The organism is Streptomyces recifensis, from assembly GCF_002154615.1.
In the GTDB taxonomy this organism is placed as follows: domain Bacteria; phylum Actinomycetota; class Actinomycetes; order Streptomycetales; family Streptomycetaceae; genus Streptomyces; species Streptomyces griseoluteus.
This window is the reverse complement of sequence record NZ_MUNH01000623.1, coordinates 1-581: the sequence shown is the minus strand read 5'-3', so window position 1 is coordinate 581 and position 581 is coordinate 1. Positions and strand designations below refer to the sequence as shown.

Annotated in this window: 1 protein-coding gene; it reads right to left on the bottom strand. The window is 70.7% G+C overall.

The genetic code is table 11. The features are described 5' to 3' along the window. Positions 1–216: 216 nt before the first annotated feature. Positions 217–581: C40 family peptidase (locus CCN33_RS27295; RefSeq protein ID WP_140394700.1), on the bottom strand; the 365-nt coding region annotated here is incomplete at its 5' end.

The following is a 581-nucleotide window of genomic DNA, read 5'->3' as shown; positions in this document are numbered from 1 at the left end:
CACGCCCGGATCGGCGGCCGTCTCGGACTTCAGCAGGGCATCGGCGGCGTAGATGCCGGCGGGGCCGGCTCCGACGATGGCTACCCGCAGAGGGCGCGGCATGATCAGGTTCCCTTCGAGCGTGGACAGGCGACTCGATCAGGAAGCCTAAGCTAAGGCAGCCCTAAGTTAGTACGCGGGTCCAGTCTATGGGCTCATAAACAGGTTTTATGAGTGTTAGGCGGGCCTGATCACCCGATGGATCGCGGCCTCCCCCGCGCCGTAGACCGACTCCTCGCGGATGGTCGCGCCCGGCCCCGGCGCGTGGATCATCGCGCCGTTGCCGACGTACAGGCCCACGTGCCGGTCGTCCTCGAAGAAGAGCACCAGGTCACCGGGGAGCGCGGCGGCGAGCGTCACCTCGGTCCCGGCCGCCGCCTGCTCGTGCGCCGCCCTCGGCAGCTCGACCCCGGCCGTGCGCCAGGCGCCCTGGGTGAGGCTGGAGCAGTCGAACGAGTCGGGGCCGGTCGCGCCCCAGACACAGGGCTTGCCGACCTGAGCGGCGGCGAAGGCGATGGCCTTGGCGGCGCGGACGGCGTGGG